The following is a 23456-nucleotide window of genomic DNA, read 5'->3' on the forward strand; positions in this document are numbered from 1 at the left end:
TCTAATGAATCATGCCCAATATAGACACTTGAAAGTCACTTTCATCTGGTGAACACAACTTATTATTCCGTTTAACATGAATCACCACACAACAATATTTGCTTGCTATTTTAGCGTTTAAACTCTCTATCCAATAAAAGCCTTTCAAACCTAATAACAACCTCTTAGAATGGTTTTTATCATCAGTTGCCGAGTCAGTAATGCTTAGATTAATTCAATCGAATCAGATGGAAGTTTTGTCTGAACAGCTTTCCAAGGTGTTAGCCATTCCCCTTGATAATGCTAACTTACTGGCCAACGAGCATGTGTTAGTTCAAAGCCCAGGGATGTCGACTTGGCTGCGCTTAGAAGTGGCAAAATACAATGGTATCGCTGCAGCCCTTTCATTCCCTTTACCATCCAGTTTTACTTGGCAGTTATGCCATGAACTCTTACCTAACGTCCCTAAAGACAATGCTTTTACCAAAGCGGCAATGACGTGGAAGTTAATGGATTTATTGCCAAGATTATTAACTGATGAAGATTTTGCACCACTACAAGCTTACCTAACACCCGAAGTCACAAACACAGCTTCAAATGTAAGTGATATTAAAAGTGCTGATTTAAGCTCTAACACAAATGAATCCATCCCTAGCAGCAACAGTTTGACTAGACTTGCTAATCAACATCAACAGCATTTTGATGCGATGAAGCTGTATCAACTTTGTGGCCGCATTGCCGATATTTTTGACCAATACTTAGTTTATCGTCCGAGCTGGATTTTAGGTTGGGAAAGTAACGAGCTGCCAATCAAGCTTGAACAAAATCAGCTATGGCAGCCCAAATTGTGGCGTGCGCTAATCGAATATAACCAAGTTGAAATTAGCGGCAGTCATTATCACCGCGCCAACTTGCACCAAGAATTAATTAATGCGCTCAAACAGCCGCAAACCGTTATCAGCTCTTTGCCTGAACGCTTATTCGTTTTTGGCATTTCATCAATGCCGCCGCAAACTCTTGAGGTGCTTTATCACCTTGCTGAGCGCATTGAAGTCATTATGTTTTCCCTTAGCCCCTGTCAGCATTACTGGGGCGATATTGTTGACCCTAAAGCGCGCGCGCGAATGGCGCTGCAATATGCCGATAAAAAGCAACTCGGTGAGTCATGGGAAGAAAAATTAGAAGTCGGTAACCCGATTTTAGCCAATAACGGTAAAATGGGCCGCGAGCTGTTAGATTTAATGCTCGAGTTACCCGCTGAACATACTGACTTTAGTTACGATTGCTACATCGAACCTGAACAACCCGCCGATGAGCTAAACCTGTTGCAAGGATTACAATTTGATATCTTGCAAATGGAAACGTTAGGTCAAGCATTAGGGCCTGATGCCCACTTTTATCAAAATACTCAAGCAAGAAGAAGTTTACTGCCAACGGATGATTCAATCACTTTACGCAGCTGTCATAGTCCGCTGCGCGAAATTGAAACCTTACACGATCACTTATTAGCATTGCTGTCCAATGATCAGCAATCAGCGGGCCTGCTACCTAAAGATATCGTAGTAATGATGCCTGATGTTGCCGCTTATGCACCGTATATTGACGCGGTATTTGGCACCAGTAACAGCCAATCACACCAGCAGCAAGGTAATTATTATATCCCTTACGCCATTGCTGATAGAGGCGCTGCGCAAGAGTCGCCACTCATCAACAGTTTCTTAAATTTATTGGATATAAATCAAAGCCGTTTTGGTTTAACCGATATTTTAAGCATTCTTGAAGTCCCTGCTATTTTACGCAAATTCCAGTTAGATGATGATGGCCTTCAGCTTATTAGGCGCTGGTTAGATGATGCCAATGTTCGTTGGGGACGAGATGAACACACCCGATTGCAACAAGGTGTACCTGGGTTTAAGCAAAACTCATGGGCATTTGGGATCAGTCGCCTTATTCAAGGATATGCTTTTAATGATGAATCTTCGATTTATCATGACACCCTGCTCGTCAAAGGCGTTGAAGGACAATCGGCGCAAACATTAGGTCACTTGCTCAACTTTTTAGAGTCCATTGATGACTATCAGCAGCAACTTGCTAGCACTTGCCCAACGCTTGAGCGCATCGAACAGTTATATCAATTATTAGAGGTATTTTTTGAAGCTGACGATGATGAGCGTGAACAAGTGCAAACCATCCGTGAAGCGTTAACAGCGTTAAAAGAGGAGCTTGAAGGTGCGGGGCATCAAGGTGAACTCGACATTGAAGTGCTTAAGCAATGGTTTAATCAACGCTTAAATGAATCCCGCGTGGGTCAGCGCTACCTTGCTGGTAGTGTTAACTTTTGTACTCTGATGCCAATGCGCTCTATTCCCTTTAAAGTAGTTTGCTTACTGGGGATGAATGATGGCGTTTACCCACGAGTTCAACACCCTGTAGGGTTTGATTTAATGGCACACAATGGTGCCATTAAAGGCGACCGTTCAAGACGGTTAGATGACCGTTACTTATTTTTAGAAGCCCTACTTTCTGCAAGGCAACAATTATACATCAGCTATATCGGTCATTCTGAACGTGATAATGCTGAGCGCATTCCGTCGATGTTAGTCTCTGAGCTGATTGAGTATTATCAACTGTGTTATTTTGCCGACTATTGCTTTAATAGCTGTAATATAAGCAATAGCGATTTAAACAATAGCAATTTAAACAAAAACACAGCACGCGAAAACGTATCCAATGAAGCTGCAGATCAAGCCATTATTGATCATTTAATTATCCAGCAACCGCTGCAACCATTCGATGTGAAACTATTTCAGTCCGAGGTATCTCACTCACCGTCGCAGCAACAATCTATTTTACAACAGAGCTTTAGCCACCAATGGTGTCCGCCTAAGTTTAATGACCCGCTAACAGCACAATGGCAGTCCACATTTATTAACGCATCGCAGCCTATTGCTATAGATTTACAATCAGAGTTAACTGATGCAGCAAAAGATCATCAACATACACTTGAGTTATCAGCATTACTGCGATTCTTTAGAAGCCCTGCGCAATTCTTTTTAAACCGAAGCCTAAAAGTGGATTTTAATCTGCGTATTCAAGCTGATGATAATGATGAACCTTTTGGCTTAGATTCACTTGAGCGTTATAAACTGCAATCAGCTTTAATTGACAGTGCGTTGCAGCACAAACTAGAACACGCTGATATTGAGTTTATTAACCAGTTAAAAGTCAGTGGTTCACTTCCCATGAAGCCATTCGATGATGTGCTATTAGACCGTTACCAGAATGATATTAAGTACGTTATTGGTAGAGTGCAATATTTAACTGGAGAAGCGCAAAAGACTTCCGAACTAGATGTTGATCTTAGGTTTGATGACATCTGTTTCAGTAGCAGTAATTTTAACAACAGTACTCTTAACAGCAGCATTACTCGACAAACCATTGCAGTCAATTTGGTTGGTCGCATTGATGACATTTACGCGAAAGGCCAAGTCAATTATCGCCCAGGTACAGCCCATGGCCGAGACTTTTTACGCGTCTATTTACGCCATTTATGCTTAAACGCATCAGGAGTAGAGAAAAACAGTTACCTGCTGGATATCGGTCATTTTCATGCTTTCACAGCGATAAAACCAGAGGCAGCGCAGCAATTACTACAACAATTTGTTCAGGGCTATTTTAATGGCCAAGCGCTGCCATTGTGCTTTATGCCGCGCACCGCACTCGCCTATGTTGAAGCTGAAGGTTCACATTCAGAAAAACTCCATGAAGCGCAAAGCCAGTGGCTTGACGAGCAGACAGAGTTTGGTGAAGGAAACGATCCGCATAACAAACGCTTATTTAATTTCCCGAATGACTTTACGGAACAAGGATTTGGTGACACAGCCATGCAATTACTTAAGCCAATGCTGAGCGTATATCACAAAGGCACCTTGGCTGATTTAGACGAGTACATCAATGAAACAACATCGGTGAATAATATCGATGCTATCAGTACAGAGGGGCAAGCATAATGACCAAGGTCACTACACTCAACCCCCTCACCTTACCATTCACTGGCAGCAGCTTAATTGAAGCCAGTGCCGGTACAGGTAAAACCTATACCATTTCGGGTTTATATTTACGTCTATTACTGGGTGGTAAAGACGGAGAAATCGAAAGAGCGCCATTAACCTGCGAGCAAATCTTAGTGGTGACCTTTACCAATGCCGCCACAGAAGAGCTGCGCGATAGGATCAGAAAACGTATCCAGGTTGCGTTTAAGTGTTTTATTGGGCTTGATACTGATGATGAATTTGTCTCTCAGCTTTACCAGCAAATACCAGAGTCAGAACGCTCAATAGCCCTAAGACGATTAGATTTAGCATTAAAATCATTAGATGAAGCCGCGATTTTTACCATTCATGGTTTTTGTCAGCGGATATTATCTGACATGGCATTCGAGTCATCTTTACTGTTTGAATCTGAATTTACTCTCGATGACAGTGAGTTTTTGCACCATGCTGTAAGGGATTTTTGGCGTGAAACCTGTTATCCATTACCAGCGGTCTTAGCCCAAGTCATCGCCAATGAGTTTGGTAGCCCTGATGAGTTAGCTAAACAATTAAGGCAGCTATTAGGCGCAACTCAGGCTAAAACACCGTTTATTGCTAAAGACTTTAATCAACTGACTGACGAACTCACCCAAAGCCTGTCACGCTTTAAAATGCGCTGGGCAGCAGACAGTGAAGCAGAATTAACGCTGCTGCACAGTTTGCCGCTAAATGGCGCCCGCTTTGGCAAAAAAGCTGATGAATACCCGAAGCTTGCGGCTATGTTTGATAATTTGACGAACTGGGTTAGCTCAGGCACTGGTTTACCGCCAGTAAAAACACTTGAAATGCTGTCGTTATCAGGGTTAAAACTGAATAAAGGTGGCACAGTTCCTACGCCACAAGAAGCGCCTTTATTGGATCACATTGAGCGCTTATTTGATCTCATTAGCCAAATAAAACCGGCATTCTTGGTGCGCGCAAAAGACGGGATTAAACTTCGATTCGCGCTGCAAAAAGCTCAACGTAATTTAATGACCCCAGATGACTTGCTAATCACTTTAGCGGGCGCGCTAAACTCAACTGATGCTGATACTGATACTGATACTGATACTGATGCTGATGCTGATGCTAGCCAATCACAAGAGCAGTTAATTTCAAAACAGCTCGCTAACGCGATTGCTGCGCGTTTTCCTGTTGCGTTAATCGATGAATTCCAAGATACCGACCCACTACAGTTCGCTATTTTCTCGGCAGTTTATCAACAACAAGCACAGTGGGATAAACTCAGCTTATTAATGATTGGCGATCCTAAACAAGCAATTTATGCCTTTCGCGGCGCTGATATTCACACTTATATTCAGGCCCGAAAACAAACCAAGGCGCACTATAACCTCGAAACAAACTACCGCTCATCGACTGCGTTAGTGAATGGGGTAAACCAATTATTTAGCCAACACGATGACCCATTTATCAGTGATGCGATCCCTTATGACGTGGTCAATACGCCTAAAAGCGCTGATAGTAAAATCCTCAATGAAGCCACAGAAAATAGCGCAGCCTTACGAATAAAGTTACTGGCAGAAGATGACTCTGGCCTCAACAAAGCCACAGGCCGTAAAATATTGGCTGCCGATGCCGCCAGTGAGATCAAACGTCTATTAACTGAGTCGCAAAATGGCCAGTGCTACATGGCAGGTAAATCAAACACTCAAACGGGTAAGCCACTCATCGCCAAAGACATCGCCATTTTGGTTCGTGACCGTAATGAAGCTGCGGTAATGAAACAAGCCTTGAGCGAGCGACAAATTGGCGCAGTATTTTTGAGCCGAGACAGTGTATTTAAAACCCAAGAAGCGTTTGAAATTGCGATCATTTTACGAGCCTTAGCCAACCCTAAAGATGAACGTTGTTTACGCTCCGCTATGGCTACAGAACTTATGGGCTATAGCGCACAGCAAATCCATCAGTTCAATCAAGATGAAGAGCAGCGCCAAGACTTATTAGATAAATTTGCTCAGTGGCACCAACTGTGGAATCGCCATGGCATTATGCCGTCGCTACTATCTCTTGCCAGTGAAACAAAATTGATTAAGCGATTTTTAGCTAAAGGCGATCTCAGTACATCGACGTCAAAACTAACATCAGCTTCAACAGATGAGACAAGTGCCACCGAGAGCGGAGAGCGCCGGTTAACCGATTTCCGTCATTTATCTGAATTATTGCAGCAAAAAGCCACTGAACTCGATGGCAACAGTGCATTAATTAATTGGTTTGAGCAACAGCTTATTGATGGCCAAGGTAGTGATGAGCAGCAACTTAGGCTTGAAAGCGAACAAAACCTTGTGCAAATCGTCACGATTCATAAGAGTAAAGGCCTTGAATACCCTGTGTGTTTTGTGCCTTTCATTAGTTTAGCCCGTGACAATCGTCGCAAGCCAACGCCAATGCTGTATCACCAAAACGATGAGCTCATATGGGATGTTGAAGCCAGTAAGGAAGGTTGGGAGCAATATAAACAGGAAAATCTTGCTGAAGATTTACGCCTTTTATATGTGGCACTCACCCGTCCTGTTTATGTGTGTTACCTATATATTGCCAACCATAGCCGTATGCTAAAAGCGGGCATCAGCAGTCAGTTATTTGAAACCGCTATCGGTTATTTACTGGGTATTACCACTAAAGAGTGCGATTTTGAGCAGCTTAAATTGGCTGCAACAAAGCTTACTAACGATAAACACGGTCATCCTGTCGATGCGATTAGCATCAGTGAAATCGATGCGATTGATGATTCAGCATTATTGAGCGTAGAAAACAACGACCAGGAACCACTACCAAAAACCTTAAGCCGTGATTACCAAACACCATGGCGAGTAGGCAGTTACTCAGGGCTTGTGAAACATTTAGCCCATGAAAAAGTCGCTCCTGGCGCCGATGACGAAGATTTCAGCCAAGAAATCCAAGCGCAATTTGAACCCAGCAGTGATATCAACCCCTTTGATACTGAAGCCGCTGAAAACGCAATTAACCGTTTCACTTTCGAGCGTGGCGCCAATGCCGGTAGCTTTATGCATTTAGTGTTGGAGTTATTTGATTTCACTGAGGCAGATAGCGAATTGCCTGAAGCGTTAGCCAAAGCGATGGACCAATATGGTTTTGACAAAGAAGTTTGGACCGAGACATTAATCCACTGGTACCAACAAATTTTGCACACACCGCTATTAACCGGTTATCAGCAGTGCGACCAGCAATTACTTAATTCAAGCGGCATACCGTTAACCTTGAGTGAATTAACGGAAAAACAAAAGCTGGTGGAGATGGAGTTTTATCTTCCCATTAGCCAATTAAAATCTGAGCAATTGAATCAATTACTCAGTCAATACGGCTATGATGCTGGGCTAGAGTTTGATGAATTACAGGGTATGCTGAAGGGATTTATCGATTTAACCTTTGAATTTAACGGCCAATTTTATATTGCCGATTATAAGTCTAACCATTTAGGTGATGACTATTCAGATTACAACATTGAAGCCATGGGCAATGCCATTAGCAGTCACCGTTATAACCTGCAATATATCTTGTATACCCTAGCGCTGCATCGATACTTGTCTCTACGTATGCCACATTACCAATACCAACAACATATTGGTGGCAGCTTTTACTTGTTCTTGCGTGGTATGAGCCCGCAAACACCACAATCTGGGGTATTTTTCGACAAACCGCCGCAAGCATTAATTGAGCAATTGGATATATTATTTAGTCAATCGAATGAGGCATCAGCTGCAGTGAGTCGCACGCCTTTGAATAATACGACAGTGGAGTCAACATCATGAGTCAATTACTCCAGCTGCAAGCGCCCATTCATCAGCTACTAAAGCATTGGCAGCAACAAGGGCTTATTACCCCACTTGATCGCCATTTCGCTTTAGAAATGGCCAAGATACAGTCCAGTAAAAGTGATGAGTTTTTATTGTTCATCTGCACCCTACTAAGTCAGCAGTTATCCAGTCAGCACAGCTGTTTGGTCATCAGTGGGATAGATTTAGCTAATCCGTTTTGTGAACAACAAGCCCTATGTAAGCTCAATGTCGATCACCAGCAGTTAACTGACTCAATTACCGAACTAGATTGTGTGGGAGAGCCTAGTGAAAATACTCCGATGATTTTCGAACATGGCCGTTTATACCTAAACAAGTATTATCATTTCGAAACCGAAGTGGCGAGTCGCTTAAATCAGATGGCGAATATTGACTTAACTGTCGATACCAATCTGTTACCCGCTTACCTTAACGACTTATTTGATGAGGCTAAGCCAGCGTCAGCACAAACCATTAATTGGCAAAAAGTGGCTACTGCAACGGCATTAACCAAAGCCCTAGCAGTGATTACCGGTGGCCCCGGTACTGGTAAAACGACCACAGTCACTAAACTATTATTATTGCTACTCACCCAGTCTGAGCTCAGCATAAAGTTAGTCGCCCCAACCGGCAAAGCGGCAGCGCGATTAAGTGAGTCAATCAAAGCCTCTAAAGCCCGTTTGTTTACCCAAGTGAGTCAAACAGGTAAACCAGAACTTCTCAAGGCGCTCAAAAATATCCCTGAAGAAGCTGCGACTTTACACCGATTACTTGGGGTTATTCCAAACTCCCATGCTTTTCGCCATAACAAAGACAACCCGTTACGATTAGATTTATTGGTGGTCGATGAAGCCTCAATGGTCGATTTACCCATGATGCATAAACTGCTCAATGCCTTACCCAGTCAAACAAGGTTGATATTGTTAGGCGATCAAGACCAACTCGCTTCAGTTGAAGCTGGCGCAGTCTTAGCTGATATCTGCTCTGGGCTTGCAAATACGGACTCATCGTCTGTGCAGCCGTGGAAAATGCGCTATTCCGCTAAACAAGCTGATTTACTTGAACAACTCACAAGTGAAGCCACCAGCGAGTTTATTCATCAATCGCCCATGATTGGTGACAACCTGTGTATGTTAATGCACAGTCACCGCTTTAAAGGTGATGCAGGGATTGGCTTATTAGCTAGTGCAGTAAACTATGTCGATATTCAAGGAGTCCGCCGAGAATGGCAGCATGGCCATCAAGAACTTACTTGGATTGAGCATCAAGCTGAAGGTCAAAGCTTGCCGTTAATGCAACTTTCGGTGGCAGCTTACAGTGAATATCTGCAGATGATCCTCGATAATCAGCATGTTTATGAACAAGCTAAACAGCTCAATGGTGAACAAGGTCATGAGCTAGGTTCCGTACAAGACAGTGATTACAATTCCCAGCGTCATCAGGCTGCAGATATTATCGAAAGCTTTAACAAATTCCGGATTTTGTGCGCCATGCGATCAGGTGAATTTGGCGTTGATGGTATTAACCTCGCCATCACCAATGTGCTTAAGCAAAATCATTGGATTAAGCCTAACCAGGAGTTTTATCTTGGCCGTCCAATCATTATCCAAAGTAACGATTACAACTTAGGTTTATTTAATGGCGATATTGGTTTGATTTTGCAGGACGAACAAAAACCTGAACGGCTCATGGCTTATTTTGTCAAAGCAGATGGTAGCTTATTGAAAGTACAACCCGCACGATTACCCCATCACGACAGTTGTTTTGCGATGACCGTACATAAAAGCCAAGGCAGTGAATTTGAACAAGTGGCGTTTGTGCTGCCGCAAAAGCCCAGTAATGCGCAATGGCAACTACTGACTAAAGAGCTGGTGTATACAGCAATTACCCGTGCTAAAGAACACTTTATCTGCTTAGGCTCGCCTTATGTATTTGAACGCGCCTGTAAACAAGTGACCTCACGAGCTTCAGGATTGGCGCTGAGATTATGGGGCGAATAATATAAGCGTCAACATTATTGTTGAAGGGCTAACCTTGATGGATCATCCTTCTCGATAAAAATCCCTTCAAAATTTTTAATGCCATTTTCAGTTTCAATAATGTTCGTAAAATTATAATTTATGGCAAAATTAACTATGATGCTACTAGGATACCAACCCATAAAGGCTTCAAGCCTGATATTGCCTTGAACATTCACACAAGATTACCACCAACATAGCAGCTGGTTCATAAACGTCACCGACAAGCTTTTTGTTTATTGACTCACGATAATCCCCTTGCGTTGTACACTTAACCATCCATGGCAATGACAGTTTAGAGCAGCATAAAACACAAACCAGTTTTAATCATTTTCAAGTAAGTATAACTGCGTTTTATCACGAATTAGTTTATCGAAAATAACAAAAGTTTGTTGATCAACTTCCCCTATTTGAGTTGGGTAACTGTTGGCAGGTAAATCAAATACTTTGTTAGTTTCATGATTAGACATAGAATAGGAATTTAATGAATACTGACCATCATTTATTGTGGTAAATAAGAACTCATCACCGATAACATTTGATTGATGAGGTACAAAATAATGTTGACTTGGAAGTTTAAAAACGCTGTTAATTTCACCCGTTGAATTCAGTGCCATGACACTTTTAGTGGCATTTTTATAAAAATACAACAAGCCTCCCTCTACATTTTGAATTGCGAGTTTGCCTGCTGATAATATAATTTGTTTATACGTTAAATCTTCAACTGAAAATTCGTATATATTTTCTTGTTGTAACGATGACATGCTAAAAAACAAATTCCCTTCGGGACTCCAAGACAGTAAGTGAATACGACTTGGAAGCGTGTACTTTAATACCTGCTTTTCATTGAAAACATCTAATACCCATAACATACTGCCATTGGCTGTGGATGATGTGAATGATAATAACTTTTCATCCACTGATAATATGGGGCGTTCGATGACATTAGCATAAATGTCAGTCATTTTTTTTACGCTGCCTTCTTTGCTACTCCAGATCTCGTAGTAGCCAGAGCGATTTGATACAAAATAGTAGGTATTGATAATAGGTGAATAAATAGTATTCATATCAATCATGTCACCATTGATATCTGCAATAGCATTATTTGAAAGCCCTATTTGAAAGCTATCAATATCACGCTGGACACTTCTATAGATTATTTTATTAGAGCCTGGTACAGCACTGATGTCAGTAGGATAATCGCCAGGAGCTGGGGTAAAAGCTTCAATCGTTTTCCCTGTATCAACATCATATTTCCATATTGCTGAAATCCCTTTTTTTCTGCCAGTTATCCAAATCTCACTTTGTGATTTATTGCTCATGGAGTAAATAGCATTAAACCTTGCTTCTAGTTTGGTTAAGACCTTAGTCTCCAAGTGGTAACGCGATATGCCCTCTCCACCTTCGGAATTAGCCGCGACAAAATAGATGTAGCTTCCATCATAGCTAAACAACGGCATTCTGTTTAATTCAGAGCTAATAGGAGACTCGACTAATTTAAATGATTTTGCGTTATATTCAAAAAGACTTATATTGGAACGACTTGTATTGGAACGACTTGTATCCGCAGATTCTATTGCAATTAATGATTGGTTTACATCCATCGACCTAATTTTGCTGTTAAAGCGTTCAATCACTTTGCTACTTTGCAGTTCGAAGTTGTGCTCAACCAAATCACATTTTTGATATATACATTGGGCATAATAAACAAGATTATCACCTTTCCATCTAGGTGAAATCAGCTGACCAGAAAACTCCGTTATTATTTCTTTCCTATGATTATTTAACGACATTAGCAATAAAATGTTATTACCACCTAACTGCTCTATATAAACAATCTTCTTACCGTCAGGCGATATCACTGGATCATTAACGGTACTCTCGCCTTGGTTAATTAAGGTTGCTCTGAAGTTTTCTACTTCTTCATTATGTAAACGTTGATTAAACCCGAAGAAACTGAACAGTAAAATAAAAAGTGTCAGAAAACTTATGACGAGATAAAAACGCTTATTGTAAAGAGTAAACTCGTTTGCGTTATCTACCTTAGTAACATCTAACACTCCAGTCACTTCAATAGGGTAAATAAAGCTATAACCTTTACGAGCGATCGTTTCGATAAATTGAGGGGACTTGGGGTCATCTTTAAAAATTTTTCTTAATTCAAAAATAGCCCGAGTAACAACTTCTGAACCAATGACTTGTTCAGGCCATAGATCAGAGATTATTTCATCTCGACTAACGACTTTTCCGCGATGACGAACCAAATAACACAAGACTTGCATTATTTTGGGTTCAACTCTAATTTCCTGTTGCTCAAACTGTAATTTATTGTGTTCAGGCAATACCCAATAAAGGCCTAATTTATATTTTTTATTATTAATATTATTCATATAACCTATTGATTTATATCTCTGAATATTTCCATAACAACTCCATAACAACAGCATCATTGTATATAGGAAGCGATCAACTTACAAATATAACAACCTTAATAAAGCTAGGATGCCAACCATGAAAAAAACGATTGCAATAGGCTTTACTCTCTGTTCATTAGCTTATTCAAACCAAATACTTGCAGCTGAAATACACCTTTCAATAACTGGAGAAGGAACTGTTACAGCAAAAGAAGCAGGGGTAGAATGCAGTGAGGATTGTATTATTGAAAATAGCCTGCCAATTAATACTTTATTGACTAACACAATAGAAGGTAGTCAGTTTGTTGGATGGACAGGCCAACAATGCGATGCTGGTGAGCAGGTAACTTTAAGTGGAAGTTATAGCGTTTTCAATCAAAGTTCTGGAGGAGCTAAGACACTAGACGCCGCCGATATCAATGGCGACGGCGTGACTGATTTAGCGAAATTAAATCTGTTTACAGGAAAATTAAGTACACTCATTAATCAAGGGGATGGAAGCTTTGATAGTGTCAGTATTGATGATGACTTAGGCTATCCAACAGCGTTAACATTTCATGATTGGGATGGTGATAATGACCAAGATTTACTCGTTATCGATTATAGTTATCGTTTCATAAAGCTCTATTCCAATGACGGCAATGGAAATTTCGCCCTAAAGAAAGATATAACAATTGATGGAGTAACACCCTACGCTATTGCCGTTGAAGATATAAATAATGATGGCTTTCCAGATCTTGCCTTATCGTCATTCACGGCGAGTACTAACGGTGATTTATTTGATTTAGTAAATAGTATCAACAGTCAACATATTAGTTTGTACATTAATGATGGTAATGATTCTTTTAGCCATTACATTACCCTGTCAGAAAATGCTGCAATGACATTAGATGTCCATCGTAAGCCAGATAGTGGACGTATTGATGTTGTTGCTGCAGAAATCATCAATGGAGAAGTCGCTTTATATTCATTAACAGGTGATACAGTAAACCGTCAGGTTGTTGACTCAGGTGGTGGCACTTACGGAGCTGCTTTTGGTGACATTGATGGCAACGGCACTGCAGATGTACTCGCTGCACATTATAGACCTTCAACGTTAAACCTCATATATGCCAATGAAGATGGTACTTTTGAAGCTGCTCAAAATGTAGGTGTATTCTCAGACGGAGTGACTGCTACCACTTTCATTGATATAAATAATGATGGTTATCAAGATGTAGCTACTGGGATTTTCAATGATAACCAATTTATTTCATTTGAAACAAAAGGGTATGTAAACTGTGTAATTTCAAAGGATGCAAAAGTTACGCTTACAGCCAACTTCTCTTCTAATGCCGTACAAACAGAGGTTAAAAAAAGCACTGATTCCTCCGATGGCGGGGGCTTAGGTTGGGCAGCGATTATCATGATCGGTCTATCAAGTTTATTTAGAAGAAAATATCTGTCTACTAACAATTAGTAGCAAGATAGTCTTCAAACTAAAACGCCTCTACCAATTAAACACGCTGATAATAGGATTATCAGCGTGTTTAATTTCAGGGCAATAGATATCTGGTGTGAGTAATTATAATTAAAACTATCCCCAGGTATGCTTACCCAAACTTCCATAAGCACTCTAGTGCTGCGGTACATTACTGTTTTGTTCACTTGCCATTGCCCCTCAACAAAACAGTTGTTTTGCGATGACCGTACATAAAAGCCAAGGCAGTGAATTTGAACAAGTGGCGTTTGTGCTGCCACAAAAGCCCAGTAATGCGCAATGGCAACTGCTGACTAAAGAGCTGGTGTATACAGCAATTACCCGAGCTAAAGAACACTTTATCTGCTTAGGATCGCCTTATGTATTTGAACGCGCCTGTAAACAAGTGACCTCACGAGCATCAGGTTTAGCCTTGCGACTCTGGGGCAAGTCATAAACTGAACGAACAGGTTTTAAGAATATAATCGAAACTTAAGATATCAGTTTAGGATGTAAGATTTAGTATTGAGAAATAAATCCTAAGCTATTCAGCTAAGGCCGCTGTTAGCGGCTTTACTTTTTACTCTGACTCTTCCCCTGCACTACCATTAACATCCCCGTCAACACCACAGTCGATGCAATCATTAAACGACTAGTTAGGGTTTCAGCAACAAATATCACCCCACCAAAAGCGGCAATAACGGGTACAGAAAGTTGCACGACGGCAGCTTTAGTGGCGCTAAGTCCATTAAGCGCGACATACCAAATACTGTAACCCATTGCAGAGGTCATGCTGCCCGCGATAATCGCTAGCCATACACCTTTGTCACTTAATTCAAGCTGCCCTAAACTGACTAGAAATAATACCAGAACTAAAGGTATAGACCTGACGAAATTGGCACATGTATCGCGTAGCGGCTGAGTTGTTTGTTTACCTTTTAGGGTATAAACACCCCAAGCAATTCCTGAAATGGTCATAAATAATAAACCATCCATCGAAGGTGAATTGATATCGGGAACAACTAAATACACAAACCCTACAAATGCCGTAATAACCCCAAGCCATTCAATCAGCTTGAGCCGCGCCCCCTGAATGATTGCAAGCAGGATCATGGTTAATTGCACTGCGGCAAACAAAATCAATGCGCCTGTGGCGGTATCAAGTAGTGTGTAGGCATATGAAAAGCTGGCAGCGTAAACAAACAGCATCACACCACCTAACCAACTCCCAGCTGATTGATGTTGCTTTAGCATTAACTGTTGCTGCTTAATTAAAGATTGTTGATTATTCTTGCCCGTAACTTGAGCATCTGGATATCGAGGTTTTGTTAAAACCCCATTGATTTTTAAAATCAGTAATAAGGTTAACGCTCCGGATAATAAACGTATAACCGTAAAGCTCACCCAGTCAATGCTACCATCGCCCAGTGCTAAACGGCACAAAACAGAGTTCGCCGCAAAAGCTATCAATGCCAATATTGTCATCGATAAGGTTTTTACATTGGATTGTTGGATAAGGTAAACCTTCTAAGTGTTAATGGATGATTGTTGTGACTGATTGCAATAACTCGTTGCACTTACTTAGTTGCACTTACTTAGTTGCACTTACTTAGTTGCACTTACATTAGATGCACTTACTTAGACTCACTTACTTAGTTGTACTTACTTAGTTGCACTTACTTAGTTGCACTTACTTAGTTGCACTTACTTAGATGCACTTGCTTAGATGCACTTGCTTAGATGCACTTGCTTAGATGCACTTACTTAGATGCAATGGCTGAGTGAAAGCTCGACTTATATTAAACAAGATAACTTGAATCCCCCCAATCCACATAATGTCCTGTCGTCATAAGTTGTGACAAATCGTGATAACGAGTTAACTTGGCAAGCTAAACACCAAAGAAACTAACACAGTAATGACTAATAAGATCGCAAACACTAATCGAATAGCTTTAGCATGCTTTGGCGAAGAAAAAACTGGCTTTAATAAGCTGCCAAACACCAACCAAAGACTATCGACCAATGCTGCGACAACAATGCATATCACTGCTGTCATCAAATAACTGGTCGAAGAAGATGAAAGCGGTAGTAGAAACTGAGAGAAAATCGCGATAAAAGCGGCATAGGCTTTAGGGTTAAGTACATTCAACACTAAGCCATCTCTAAATTTAGGCGCTGACTGTTCTGCAATGTTTGGCACTACTGAAGCTGTAGCAATTTTATAGGCAATATAAACCATATACAGCGAAGCAATAATTTGACAGATAATTCGAAAGTTTGGATAAGCAATAAATAAGGCTGACAAGCCAAGTACCGTAGCCAGGATAACCAACAATAATCCTGACAATATGCCACACAAAAATGGCAGACCTTGTTTAACACCAAATGTAGCTCCTATTGCAGCAAGTGCAATGGGCACAGGGCCTGGTGAGCCTAATAATAAGCTTGTGGCAATAACTAACGTCATTAAGGATTCGATCAAAATAGCATTCCCTATAAAAAAGGCTTATAACGTTATCGTTATAAGCCTTGAAAAATCGATATTTAACATTGTCTCTGATGATTAGGCCGCTTTAAATAATTAAAAGCTATCGCCCGGAACTCTAACCCAGCCTTCCATTAATACTCTTGCACTGCGACTCATACTGGCCTTGTTAACTTGCCAGTTGCCATCAGTTAATGTCGCTTCTGCGCCCACTTTAAGAGTGCCTGAAGGATGACCAAATATCACTTGAGTGCGAGACGTGCCACCAGCAGCTATATTTACCAATGAACCTTTAACCGCAGCGGCAGTGCCAATTGCCACAGCCGCCGTCCCCATCATCGCATGATGCAGTTTACCCATAGATAACGCTCTCACTTGCAAATCGATATCAGTGCGAGCAATGGCTTTACCACTTGATGATGTGTAATCACTGGGGGCAGATACAAATGCAATTTTCGGCGTATGTTGACGCGCTTTAGCCTCATCAATGTGCTCAATCAACCCCATTTTCACTGCACCATGAGCACGTAACATTTCAAAAAAAGCTAATGCATTTTCATCATTGTTAATGTCATCTTGCAGCTCATTACCCTGGTAGCCAATATCAGCAGCGTTGACAAAAATGGTAGGAATACCCGCATTGATCATTGTCGCCTTTACCGATGAAATACCTTTGGCTTTAAACTCAGGGATAGATTGTGGCAGAATCAACTCATCAACCACATTACCCGTTGGAAACATAGCAGCATTCGCATCTGCTGGCGCCATGAACTCAACTAAGACTTCAGCAGCTGGAAATGTCACCCCATCAAGTTCAAAATCACCGGTTTCTTGCACTTCACCATTCACAATTGGCACATGGGCGACAATGGTTTTATTAATGTTGGCTTGCCAAATACGAACGACAGCAATGCCATTTTGCGGAATACGGCTCGTATCCACTAAACCATTTGAAATGGCAAATGAGCCCACTGCAGCCGTTAAATTACCGCAGTTGCCACTCCAATCAACAAAGGGTTTATCAATCGCCACTTGGCCAAATAGGTAGTCAACATCATGATCAGCTTGACTACTTTTAGATAAAATAACCGTTTTACTGGTACTTGAGGTTGCCCCGCCCATACCATCAGTTTGCTTGCCATAAGGGTCTGGACTACCAATCACTCTTAGCAATAACGCATCTCGCGCCGCCCCCGCAATTTGAGCGGTTTCAGGTAAATCAGTTAACTTGAAAAACACCCCTTTACTGGTGCCGCCACGCATATAGGTTGCAGGGATTTTAATTTGTGGAATATGAGACATATTATTTCCTAGACTATCGACAAGAACCGACAAAATCGGTAAAAACCGATAAAAATAAATGCGAAAAGGCCGACGCTTAACTTACTAAAGCGCCGCCTTTTGTTATGAATTTAACACCAATAATTATTGGTTCGCTTCTAAAAAGTCTTGAGCAAAGCGCTGTAAAATGCCGCCCGCTTCATAAACCGACAACTCCTCAGCAGTATCTAAACGACACTTCACCGTCACTTCAGTCTGTGAACCATCACGGCGATGGATAACTAAGGTCATCATTGCACCAGGCGTGCGCTCGCCAATAATATCGAAAGTTTCAGTGCCATCAATTTGATAAGTTTGACGCGTTTCACCATTAATAAATTCAACCGGTAACACGCCCATTCCCACAAGGTTTGTGCGGTGAATACGCTCAAAGCCTTCAGCGACAATCACTTCAACGCCCGCTAGGCGAACCCCTTTGGCTGCCCAGTCACGACTTGAACCTTGGCCGTAATCTTTACCAGCAATAATCACCAATGGCTGTTTACGTTCCATATAGGTTTCAATTGCTTCCCACATGCGGCTTTCTTGCCCTTCTGGCTCAATGCGAGCATAAGAGCCTTGTTTGGTTTGGCCGTTGTGTTGCACCATTTCATTAAGCAATTTCGGGTTGGCAAACGTCGCACGTTGAGCTGTTAAATGATCGCCTCGATGGGTCGCATATGAGTTAAAGTCTTCTTCTGGCAAGCCCATTTTATCAAGGTAAGCACCGGCGGCACTATCAAGCATAATCGCGTTTGATGGTGATAAATGATCGGTAGTGATGTTGTCACCTAATACCGCTAATGGACGCATGCCTTTCATGGTGCGCTCACCCGCTAATGCGCCTTCCCAATAAGGAGGGCGACGGATATAGGTGCTCTGAGGACGCCAATCATACTGTGGATCAATCTTTGCTGAAGAGCCATCTTGTAAAGAGCCATAGTCCACTTTAATATCAAACATAGGCTCATACACTTTGCGAAATTGCTCAGGTTTAACGCTTTGAGCTATCACTGCATCGATTTCAGCATCAGATGGCCACAAATCTTTTAAGCGAATGTCATTACCCTCGTTATCTTGACCAAGCACATCTTTTTCAATATCAAAACGAATGGTGCCAGCAATAGCATAGGCAACAACCAGTGGCGGTGATGCTAAAAACGCTTGTTTAGCGTAAGGGTGAATACGACCATCAAAATTTCGGTTACCCGATAACACTGCAGTGGTGTATAAGTCGCGTTCAATCACTTCTTTTTGAATAACTGGATCAAGTGCGCCACTCATACCATTACAAGTGGTACAGGCAAAACCGACAATACCAAAGCCTAGGGCTTCAAGTTCAGTTAATAAGTTGGCATCTTCAAGATAGAGCTGAACCGCTTTAGATCCTGGCGCCAGTGACGTTTTAACCCAAGGTTTACGAGTCAGGCCTTTAGCATTAGCGTTACGGGCTAATAAACCAGCTGCAATGACATTGCGTGGATTTGAAGTATTAGTACAACTGGTAATAGCGGCAATAATACAAGCGCCATCAGGCATCAAACCCGTTTCGTTTTCAACTTTGCCACTAATCCCTTGCTTAGCCAAATCACTCGTAGATACACGGCGATGCGGGTTAGAAGGTCCTGCGATATTGCGGCCAACGCTTGATAAATCAAAACGTAAAACACGCTCGTATTCAGCATTTTCTAGTGAGTCAGCCCATAAACCATTGGCTTTAGCATAGGTTTCCACCAATTTAACTTGGCTATCTTCACGACCTGTTAATGTTAGATAGTCTAATGTTTTGTCATCGATGTAGAACATCGCTGCGGTCGCACCAAACTCTGGGGTCATGTTTGAAATTGTTGCACGATCGCCCAATGTCAGATTAGCAGCACCTTCACCGTAAAACTCAAGATAAGTTGAAACCACTTTTTGTTCACGTAAAAACTCAGTGATAGCTAACACGATATCGGTGGCGGTTATGCCAGCTTGGCGTTTGCCAACTAACTCAACGCCAACGATATCAGGCAGACGCATCCATGATGGACGGCCAAGCATTACGCTTTCAGCTTCTAATCCACCAACACCGATTGCAATGACACCAAGTGCATCTACATGTGGTGTATGACTGTCGGTACCCACTAAGGTATCAGGAAATGCCACGCCTTCACGTGCTTGTATCACAGGTGACATTTTCTCAAGATTGATTTGATGCATGATACCGTTACCCGGCTGGATCACATCAATGTTTTCAAAGGCCGTCTTAGTCCAATTAATAAAATGGAAACGGTCATCGTTACGCCTATCTTCAATGGCGCGGTTTTTCTCAAAAGCATCTTTATCAAAACCTGCGTGTTCCACAGCCAAAGAGTGATCGACAATAAGTTGGGTTGGTACTACAGGGTTAACTTTTGCAGGGTCCCCGCCTTTTTTTGCAATCGCATCACGTAGACCGGCTAAATCGACTAACGCAGTTTGGCCTAAAATATCATGACAGACCACACGTGCAGGATACCAAGGAAAATCTAAATCGCGTTTGCGATGAATAATTTGTTTGAGTGAATCAGTAAGTGTTTCAGGTGAGCAGCGACGTACTAAATTCTCGGCATAAACACGAGAAGTATAAGGCAGTTTTTCAAAAGCCCCTGGCTCAATATCGTTGATTGCAGCTTGTGTATCAAAGTAATCAAGCGATGAACCTGCAAGCGGTTTTCTATAGTTAGCGTTCATAACTACATCCATTGTTATTTGTTTTATGTAGGCAAATCTTAAGTGACAAAGCTGAGCTAAAGGTTAGCGAAAAGATTTGCTAAAAGACTGACGAAAAAGGCTAACGTAGTGTCGTTAGCCTTTAAGGTTTATCTTTCGCTAATTGGCGTTACTGTACGAGGTTCAGCCCCAGTATAATCAGCACTTGGTCTGATAATACGGTTATTAGTGCGCTGCTCCATCACATGCGCAGCCCAGCCTGTTAAGCGTGAACAAACAAAAATAGGCGTAAATAGCTTAGTTGGAATACCCATGAAGTGATACGCCGATGCATGGAAGAAATCTGCATTACAGAATAACTTTTTGCTATCCCACATGAACTCTTCACACGCAACAGAAATATCATAAAGGCTGGTATTGCCAAATTCATCTGCAAGCTTTTCAGACCAGGCTTTAATGATCACATTACGCGGATCTGAGGTGCGGTAAATCGCATGACCAAAGCCCATAATTTTTTCTTTACGCTCAAGCATGCCAGCCATTTGTGTTTTAGCATCGCTTGGTGAAGTAAATTTTTGAATCATATCCATAGCCGCTTCATTCGCGCCGCCATGAAGAGGTCCACGCAGGGTACCGATAGCACCCGTAATACAAGAGTACATGTCTGATAAAGTTGATGCACAAACACGAGCGGTAAAGGTAGAAGCATTAAATTCATGCTCAGCATATAGAATAAGTGACACGTCCATTACTTTACGATGCTGCTCAGAAGGCGTTTCACCGCGTAATAGCTTTAAGAAATGGCCACCAATTGAATCTTCATCGGTCACACAATCAATTTCTACGCCTTCATGGCTGAATTTATACCAGTAGCACATGATGGCAGGGAAAGCGGCAAGCAGACGATTGGCTGCTGTATTTTGCTCTGTAAAATCAACTTCTGGCTCAAGGTTACCTAGGAATGAACAACCCGTACGCATCACATCCATTGGGTGTGCATCTGCAGGAATACGCTGCAATACTTCTTTAAGTGCTTGCGGTAAATCACGCTGTGCTTTTAGGCCTGCTTTGTATGTTGCTAACTGGTCTAGGTTAGGTAATTCACCGTTAAATAATAAATATGCGACTTCCTCGAAGGTGGCATTTTCAGATAAATCAGCCACATCATAACCACAATACGTTAAACCAGAACCTGATTTACCCACTGTACATAATGCTGTTTCACCTGCGCTTTGACCGCGAAGGCCTGCGCCACTTAATTTCTTGTCTACCATAATGATGTCCTATTCTTTTATGTTCTATTTCTTATGATCAATTTCTTATGATCTGAGCTTTGTAGGGGGCGGTTAAACCACACTATTTAACCTATCCATTTGCGAGTAACTTACCTTGTCCCAAAACAATATTTGTGCATTTTTCATACAGACACACTCACAATTGGAGATATTTTATAAATAACTCACGTTTACTTGTTTTTGCCTTCAGCAAATAAGCTATCTAGCTTTTGCTCGTAATCGTGGTAACCCAAGTAATCGTACAAATCCATGCGGGTTTGCATCGTGTCGACAACGGCTTTTTGATCGCCATCTTTTAATATTGCGCTGTAAACATGTTCAGCTGCTTTATTCATCGCACGAAATGCACTTAATGGGTAAAGCACCATGTCAGCGCCCCACTCACCTAGCTGCTCTTTGTTCCAAAGTTCTGTTTGACCAAACTCAGTGATATTGGCCAAAATCGGCACATCTAATGCTTCAGAAAATGCACGATAATGTTCTTCAGTTTTAACCGCTTCAGCAAAAATGCCGTCAGCACCCGCTGCAACATAAGCTTTAGCACGAGCGATTGCAGCTTCTAAGCCTTCTTGAGCAAATGAGTCTGTACGTGCCATGATGAAAAAATCTGGGTCAATACGCGCATCAACTGCTGCTTTAATGCGATCGACCATTTCATCAGTTGACACGATTTCTTTATTCGGGCGATGACCGCAACGTTTTTGCGCCACTTGATCTTCCATGTGCACTGCTGCTGCGCCGGCTTTTTCCATATCGCGAATGGTTTTAGCGATATTGAAAGCACCGCCCCAACCAGTATCAATATCAACCATCAAAGGCAAATCACATGCTGATGTAATACGTTGTACATCAACAATGACATCATTGAGTGACGTCATTCCTAGATCTGGTAATCCGTATGATGCATTTGCTACGCCGCCACCCGAAAGATAAATGGCTTGATGACCAATTTGCTTTGCCATCATTGCAGAATAAGCATTGATAGTACCGACAATTTGTAATGGTTTATTGTCAGCTAGTGCTTGACGAAATTTTTTGCCTGCGCTCATGACTTCCCTCTCTTTTTTATGCTTTAAGCAGTATGAATTGCTAACTGGTTGATTATTCTTTTTACTATTTACTGTTCGTAATATATTTATTAATTGTTACTTCTAGTTGATAGCTACTTTTTAGTTGATAGCTACTTTCTAGTTGATAACTAATTTGGTTTCTAACTTGGTTTCGATATTTGCTTTCGAGTACATGATATGACGACGCATTAGCATTTCTGCCAGCTCTTCATCACGATTCGAAATCGCTTTAACGATATGTTTATGCTCATCAAATGCGGTTGTGACTCTTGGCCCCGCCATACCGAGTTGTACGCGATACATACGAATAAGGTGATACATACCTTCAAGAAGAACTGTAATGAGGTGCTTGTTTTTGCTGCCAATTATGATGCGGTAATGAAAATCGACATCACCCGCTTCTTGGTAATAGGACTCGCCTGTTTGAACTTCATCAAAATGACGGTTAAGTAATCCATTTAAATCTGCAATCTCAGACTCTGTCATATTCTTAGCTGCCAATCTTGCTGCCATGCCTTCTAAAGATTCTCGAACTTGATACAGTTCAATTAAGCCTTCAGGCGTTAACGCCACAACTCTAGCGCCAACATTAGCTTTACGTTCCACCAAATGACATGACTCTAAGCGATTGATCGCCTCACGAATGATAGCTCTACTGACTTGATACTTTGTCGACAGCTCAGTTTCACTAAGCTTTGAACCCGCATGAATCTCACCTTCAACAATATCTTTGCGTAATTCAAAGAAAGTCTTATCTGCTGCAGTTATTGGCTGTTCGTTAAAGAATGTCATTGGAATATGATTGAACTCCACTTCGAATAATTGTCGACAATATAG

13 protein-coding genes and 1 pseudogene are annotated in these 23456 nt (G+C 41.6%); 5 read left to right on the forward strand and 9 right to left on the reverse strand.

Going from position 1 to position 23456, the window contains the following annotated elements; translation table 11 throughout:
* The first annotated feature begins 200 nt into the window (after positions 1-200).
* The 3 genes from recC to recD are packed head-to-tail and all read left to right on the forward strand — an operon-like array spanning position 201 to position 9864.
* Positions 201-3989: an exodeoxyribonuclease V subunit gamma gene (recC, locus tag Q4600_RS12285; RefSeq protein WP_303516567.1), complete on the forward strand. Its 3789-nt coding sequence runs from the start codon at positions 201-203 to the stop codon at positions 3987-3989.
* On the forward strand, positions 3989-7840 hold the full coding sequence (gene recB, locus Q4600_RS12290; protein ID WP_303516569.1) for an exodeoxyribonuclease V subunit beta: 3852 nt from the start codon (positions 3989-3991) through the stop codon (positions 7838-7840). Before recC ends, recB begins: the two co-directional genes overlap by 1 nt.
* Positions 7837-9864, forward strand: coding sequence for an exodeoxyribonuclease V subunit alpha (gene recD / locus Q4600_RS12295; RefSeq protein ID WP_303516571.1), 2028 nt, complete (start codon positions 7837-7839; stop codon positions 9862-9864). The genes recB and recD overlap by 4 nt, the downstream gene beginning before the upstream one ends.
* A gap of 14 nt (positions 9865-9878) precedes the next feature.
* Here recD and Q4600_RS12300 read toward each other — a convergent pair whose 3' ends face one another.
* Together Q4600_RS12300 and Q4600_RS12305 are read right to left on the reverse strand one after the other, a co-directional pair.
* Complete coding sequence (locus tag Q4600_RS12300) at positions 9879-10061, reverse strand: hypothetical protein (protein WP_303516573.1); 183 nt, start codon at positions 10059-10061, stop codon at positions 9879-9881.
* Between the two features lie 144 nt (positions 10062-10205).
* The gene (locus tag Q4600_RS12305) at positions 10206-12272 is read right to left on the reverse strand and encodes a winged helix-turn-helix domain-containing protein (RefSeq protein WP_303516575.1); all 2067 of its coding nucleotides are present in this window, start codon (positions 12270-12272) and stop codon (positions 10206-10208) included.
* Between the two features lie 121 nt (positions 12273-12393).
* Between Q4600_RS12305 and Q4600_RS12310 the strand changes: the two genes are divergently transcribed.
* Both Q4600_RS12310 and Q4600_RS12315 read left to right on the forward strand, forming a co-directional pair.
* Positions 12394-13755 carry a VCBS repeat-containing protein gene (locus Q4600_RS12310; protein ID WP_303516576.1) on the forward strand — a complete coding sequence of 454 codons (1362 nt, stop codon included), beginning with the start codon at positions 12394-12396 and terminating at the stop codon, positions 13753-13755.
* A gap of 211 nt (positions 13756-13966) precedes the next feature.
* A pseudogene (locus Q4600_RS12315) lies at positions 13967-14212 on the forward strand (ATP-binding domain-containing protein); the annotation flags it as partial.
* 116 nt (positions 14213-14328) lie between these two features.
* Here Q4600_RS12315 and Q4600_RS12320 read toward each other — a convergent pair.
* The 7 genes from Q4600_RS12320 to Q4600_RS12350 form a co-directional block, all read right to left on the reverse strand.
* The gene (locus Q4600_RS12320; protein WP_303516578.1) at positions 14329-15240 is read right to left on the reverse strand and encodes a DMT family transporter; all 912 of its coding nucleotides are present in this window, start codon (positions 15238-15240) and stop codon (positions 14329-14331) included.
* Positions 15241-15631: 391 nt separating this feature from the next.
* A complete protein-coding gene (locus Q4600_RS12325; RefSeq protein ID WP_102528325.1) occupies positions 15632-16237 on the reverse strand; it encodes a LysE family translocator in 606 nt (201 codons plus the stop codon).
* Between the two features lie 99 nt (positions 16238-16336).
* Positions 16337-17542: a 2-methylaconitate cis-trans isomerase PrpF gene (gene prpF / locus Q4600_RS12330; protein WP_303516582.1), complete on the reverse strand. Its 1206-nt coding sequence runs from the start codon at positions 17540-17542 to the stop codon at positions 16337-16339.
* Positions 17543-17665: 123 nt separating this feature from the next.
* The gene (acnD, locus tag Q4600_RS12335; protein WP_303516584.1) at positions 17666-20275 is read right to left on the reverse strand and encodes a Fe/S-dependent 2-methylisocitrate dehydratase AcnD; all 2610 of its coding nucleotides are present in this window, start codon (positions 20273-20275) and stop codon (positions 17666-17668) included.
* 128 nt (positions 20276-20403) lie between these two features.
* Positions 20404-21528 carry a 2-methylcitrate synthase gene (prpC, locus tag Q4600_RS12340; RefSeq protein ID WP_248955898.1) on the reverse strand — a complete coding sequence of 375 codons (1125 nt, stop codon included), beginning with the start codon at positions 21526-21528 and terminating at the stop codon, positions 20404-20406.
* Between the two features lie 191 nt (positions 21529-21719).
* Positions 21720-22598, reverse strand: coding sequence for a methylisocitrate lyase (prpB, locus tag Q4600_RS12345; RefSeq protein ID WP_229368396.1), 879 nt, complete (start codon positions 22596-22598; stop codon positions 21720-21722).
* A 138-nt stretch (positions 22599-22736) separates the two neighbouring features.
* Positions 22737-23411 (reverse strand): GntR family transcriptional regulator, encoded by a 675-nt coding sequence (locus Q4600_RS12350; RefSeq protein WP_102528320.1) that lies wholly within the window; start codon positions 23409-23411, stop codon positions 22737-22739.
* Positions 23412-23456: the final 45 nt, after the last annotated feature.

This window comes from Shewanella sp. 2_MG-2023 (assembly GCF_030548905.1).
GTDB lineage: Bacteria > Pseudomonadota > Gammaproteobacteria > Enterobacterales > Shewanellaceae > Shewanella > Shewanella electrodiphila.

What these genes read in the sequence shown, in the direction of transcription:
- Q4600_RS12310 (WP_303516576.1), top strand. Translation starts at nt 12,394, where the DNA reads ATGAAAAAAACGATTGCAATAGGCTTTACTCTCTGTTCATTAGCTTAT.
- recC (WP_303516567.1), top strand. Translation starts at nt 201, where the DNA reads ATGCTTAGATTAATTCAATCGAATCAGATGGAAGTTTTGTCTGAACAG.
- prpB (WP_229368396.1), bottom strand. Translation starts at nt 22,598, where the DNA reads ATGAGCGCAGGCAAAAAATTTCGTCAAGCACTAGCTGACAATAAACCA.
- Q4600_RS12350 (WP_102528320.1), bottom strand. Translation starts at nt 23,411, where the DNA reads ATGACATTCTTTAACGAACAGCCAATAACTGCAGCAGATAAGACTTTC.
- prpC (WP_248955898.1), bottom strand. Translation starts at nt 21,528, where the DNA reads ATGGTAGACAAGAAATTAAGTGGCGCAGGCCTTCGCGGTCAAAGCGCA.
- Q4600_RS12305 (WP_303516575.1), bottom strand. Translation starts at nt 12,272, where the DNA reads ATGAATAATATTAATAATAAAAAATATAAATTAGGCCTTTATTGGGTA.
- Q4600_RS12320 (WP_303516578.1), bottom strand. Translation starts at nt 15,240, where the DNA reads ATGACAATATTGGCATTGATAGCTTTTGCGGCGAACTCTGTTTTGTGC.
- recD (WP_303516571.1), top strand. Translation starts at nt 7,837, where the DNA reads ATGAGTCAATTACTCCAGCTGCAAGCGCCCATTCATCAGCTACTAAAG.
- prpF (WP_303516582.1), bottom strand. Translation starts at nt 17,542, where the DNA reads ATGTCTCATATTCCACAAATTAAAATCCCTGCAACCTATATGCGTGGC.
- acnD (WP_303516584.1), bottom strand. Translation starts at nt 20,275, where the DNA reads ATGAACGCTAACTATAGAAAACCGCTTGCAGGTTCATCGCTTGATTAC.
- recB (WP_303516569.1), top strand. Translation starts at nt 3,989, where the DNA reads ATGACCAAGGTCACTACACTCAACCCCCTCACCTTACCATTCACTGGC.